Annotated in this window: 3 protein-coding genes; all 3 read left to right on the plus strand. The window is 63.6% G+C overall.

Annotation, left to right across the window (positions count from 1 at the left end; genetic code table 11):
* Nucleotides 1-319 precede the first annotated feature (319 nt).
* From gatC to gatB, 3 genes are read left to right on the plus strand one after another with little or no spacing between them, the layout of a single operon-like run.
* Nucleotides 320-619: an Asp-tRNA(Asn)/Glu-tRNA(Gln) amidotransferase subunit GatC gene (gene gatC, locus ACTHL0_RS04125; RefSeq protein ID WP_440565318.1), complete on the plus strand. Its 300-nt coding sequence runs from the start codon at nucleotides 320-322 to the stop codon at nucleotides 617-619.
* A gap of 30 nt (nucleotides 620-649) precedes the next feature.
* Nucleotides 650-2,152, plus strand: coding sequence for an Asp-tRNA(Asn)/Glu-tRNA(Gln) amidotransferase subunit GatA (gene gatA, locus ACTHL0_RS04130; protein WP_440565319.1), 1,503 nt, complete (start codon nucleotides 650-652; stop codon nucleotides 2,150-2,152).
* Nucleotides 2,149-3,624: an Asp-tRNA(Asn)/Glu-tRNA(Gln) amidotransferase subunit GatB gene (gatB, locus tag ACTHL0_RS04135; RefSeq protein ID WP_440565320.1), complete on the plus strand. Its 1,476-nt coding sequence runs from the start codon at nucleotides 2,149-2,151 to the stop codon at nucleotides 3,622-3,624. Before gatA ends, gatB begins: the two co-directional genes overlap by 4 nt.
* The last annotated feature ends 133 nt before the right edge of the window (nucleotides 3,625-3,757 follow it).

The following is a 3,757-nucleotide window of genomic DNA, read 5'->3' on the forward strand; positions in this document are numbered from 1 at the left end:
AAAAAATAAAAGCTTCGGGTTCTGAGCGGCTGCCGTTCGAGCGCCGCCACGCGAGCGCGAAGCTGCAATGAATTCGACCGGAGGGCGCGGCCCGCGAGGCGGCGGCTTATCGTTTGCGCCGTGGGCCTGGGCAGGGCCTGTCCGGGTTTGGTTCGAACGCGTAATGATACCTTATAATTTCGACCTATTTGTAGTAAACGGGCGGTCCTTTTTGCCGTTCCCTGCCCCCTCAACAAGGGTACGATCCGACGCCCTAACCCCCTGGCGCAGCAGCATTTTTTGCGATGTTGCGCTTAAGTCCTTGCTTCCGGTGAAACGCATGGCTTTGACCTTGACCGATGTGAAACGCATCGCCCATCTCGCACGGCTCGAATTGGCCGATGCCGAAGGCGAACATACGCTCGTCCAGCTCAACGAGTTCTTCGGGCTCGTCGAGCGGATGCAGGCTGTCGATACGTCCGGGATCGCGCCGCTCGCGCATCCGATCGAGCAGATCGAGGACGTCGCGCTGCGCTTGCGCGAGGACGCCGTCACCGAAACTGTCGAGCGCGACGCCAACCAGCGCTGCGCCCCCGCCGTGCAAGAGGGGCTGTATCTGGTCCCGAAGGTGATCGAGTAACCGTCCCAGGCTCTACGGAAAGATAACGACATGTACGAGAAAAGTTTGAGCGAGCTTGCGAGCGCGCTCGCAAGCCGTGCGACGTCCGCCGTCGAACTGGCGCAGCTGTATCTGAAACGGATCGACGATGCGCGAGCGTTGAACGCCTTCATCGAAGTCGATCCCGATCGTACGCTTGCACAAGCGCGCGAAGCCGATGCACGGCTCGCACGCGGCGAGGGCGGCCCGCTGACGGGCGTGCCCGTTGCGCACAAGGATGTCTTCGTTACGCGCGGCTGGCATTCGACGGCGGGCTCTAAAATGCTCGCGGGCTACGAAAGTCCGTTCGATGCCACCGTCGTCGAACGTCTTGCGCGCGCTGGCATGGTGACGCTCGGCAAGACGAACATGGACGAATTCGCGATGGGGTCGTCCAACGAGAATTCGGCGTTCGGCGCCGTGCGCAATCCGTGGGATACGCGCGCCGTGCCGGGCGGATCGTCGGGCGGCTCGGCGGCCGCTGTAGCGGCGCGCCTCGCGCCGGCCGCGACGGCCACGGATACGGGCGGCTCAATTCGCCAGCCTGCGTCGTTCTCCGGCGTGACGGGCATCAAGCCCACCTACGGGCGGGTGTCGCGCTACGGAATGATCGCGTTCGCATCCTCGCTCGATCAGGGCGGCCCGATGGCGCAAAGCGCCGCGGATTGCGCGCTGCTGCTCGGCGCGATGGCCGGCTTCGACGAGCGTGATTCCACGAGCCTGCAGCGCGCCGACGAAGACTACACGCGCCTGATCGGACAAGCGTTCGGGGCCGGCGCGCCTGCGGGCCAGCCGCTGGCCGGCCTGCGCATCGGCCTGCCGAAGGAATATTTCGGCGATGGCCTCGCGGCCGACGTGCGCGGGGCCGTCGATGCGGCGCTGAAGCAGTACGAGGCGCTCGGCGCGACGCTCGTGCCGGTCTCCTTGCCGAAGACGGAGCTTTCGATTCCGGTCTACTACGTGATCGCGCCGGCCGAAGCCTCGTCGAACCTGTCGCGTTTCGACGGCGTGCGCTTCGGCCACCGCGCGAGCGAGTACCGCGATCTGCTCGACATGTATAAGAAATCGCGCGCCGAGGGGTTCGGCCCTGAAGTCAAGCGCCGGATTCTGGTGGGCACGTACGTGCTGTCGCACGGCTACTACGACGCTTACTACCTGCAGGCACAGAAGATCCGCCGCATCATCGCGCAAGACTTTCAGGAAGCCTTCAAGTCGTGCGATGTCATCATGGGTCCTGTTGCGCCTTCGGTCGCGTGGGATATCGGCGCCAAGGGCGACGATCCCGTCCAGATGTATCTGGCTGACATCTACACCCTGTCAGTCAGCCTGGCCGGCCTGCCCGGCATGAGCGTGCCGTGCGGCTTCGGCACGGGCGCGAACGCGGGCCGCCCTGTCGGCCTGCAGATTATCGGCAACTATTTCGACGAAGCCCGTATGCTGCAGATCGCCGATGCGTTCCAGCGCGTAACGGATTGGCACACGCAAACGCCGCAGGCTGCGTCGCGGGAGGCATGAACATGGAATGGGAAGTCGTCATCGGTCTCGAGACGCACGCGCAACTGTCGACCGTCTCGAAAATTTTCTCGGGCGCCTCGACGCGCTTCGGCGCCGACGCCAACACACAAGCCTGCGTGGTCGATCTGGCCTTGCCGGGCGTGCTGCCCGTGATGAATCGCGGCGCCGTCGAACGGGCGATTCGCTTCGGCCTGGCCATCGGCGCGACGGTCGCGCCGCGCAGCATCTTCGCGCGCAAGAATTATTTCTATCCCGATCTGCCCAAGGGCTATCAGATCAGCCAGTACGAGATTCCGGTCGTACAAGGCGGCACGATCACGATTCAAGTACCGGCTAATGAGAAGGCGGGTACCGCAGCCTACGAGAAGACGATCAATCTGACGCGCGCGCATCTCGAAGAAGATGCGGGCAAGTCGCTGCACGAAGATTTTGCGGGCATGACGGGCATCGACCTGAATCGCGCGGGCACACCGCTGCTCGAAATCGTCACCGAACCCGAGATGCGCAGTGCGGCCGAGGCCGTGGCCTATGCGAAATCGCTGCATGCACTCGTCGTCTGGCTGGGAATTTGCGACGGCAACATGCAGGAAGGCTCGTTCCGCTGCGACGCGAACGTGTCCGTGCGGCCTGTCGGCCAGAAGGAATTCGGCACGCGGGCCGAAATCAAGAACCTGAATTCGTTCCGTTTCCTCGAAGAGGCGATCCACTATGAAGTGCGCCGTCAGATCGAGCTGATCGAAGACGGCGGCACGGTGGTGCAGGAAACGCGTTTGTACGATCCGGATCGTCGCGAAACGCGTTCGATGCGCAGCAAGGAAGACGCGCACGATTATCGCTACTTCCCCGATCCCGATCTGATGCCGCTCGTGATCGACGCGGCATGGATCGATCGGGTGAAGGGCGAGATGCCCGAGCTGCCGGCATCGATGCAGCAGCGCTTCGTCGCGCAATACGGTGTGACGCCGTACGACGCGGCGGTCCTGACCGCGAGCAAGGCGATGGCCGGTTACTTCGAGGCGGTGGTCGCGAAGGCGGGCGCGGCGCAGGCGAAGGCGGCCGCGAACTGGCTGATGGGCGAAGTGTCGTCGCAACTGAACCGCGATGGCCTCGACATCGACGCCTGCCCCGTTTCTGCCGCGCAGCTTGCACTGGTTTTGCAGCGCATTGCGGACGGCACGATTTCGAACAAGATCGCCAAGGAAATCTTCCTGGCGATGTGGGATGAAAAAGCGGCCGACGAAGGCGCGGCCGACCGGATCATCGAAGCGAAGGGCTTGAAGCAGATCTCCGACACGGGAGCGCTCGAGGCCATCATCGATGAGGTGCTTGCAGCGAACCAGAAATCGGTCGAAGAATTCCGGGCCGGGAAGGAAAAGGCATTCAACGCGCTGATCGGCCAAGCCATGAAGGCGACGAAGGGCAAAGCCAATCCGCAGCAGGTCAACGAGCTGCTCAAGAAGAAGCTTTCCTGAGCCTCGCTGACATCGACGATCGGGGTGGCCGGCTTCGGCGCCGTCAAGCGCCGGCCGGCTCGCGCCGAGCACGAGCCGGCACAACGATAAGGGTACGAAGGGCATGGGCAAGCGCGCGCAACTGGATGACTTC

Origin of the sequence: Trinickia sp. (assembly GCF_051961175.1) — a bacterium.
GTDB lineage: Bacteria > Pseudomonadota > Gammaproteobacteria > Burkholderiales > Burkholderiaceae > Trinickia.

Excerpts from the sequence above, each read along its gene's own strand:
- gatC (WP_440565318.1), top strand. The coding sequence starts at position 320 with ATGGCTTTGACCTTGACCGATGTGAAACGCATCGCCCATCTCGCACGG.
- gatA (WP_440565319.1), top strand. The coding sequence starts at position 650 with ATGTACGAGAAAAGTTTGAGCGAGCTTGCGAGCGCGCTCGCAAGCCGT.
- gatB (WP_440565320.1), top strand. The coding sequence starts at position 2,149 with ATGAACATGGAATGGGAAGTCGTCATCGGTCTCGAGACGCACGCGCAA.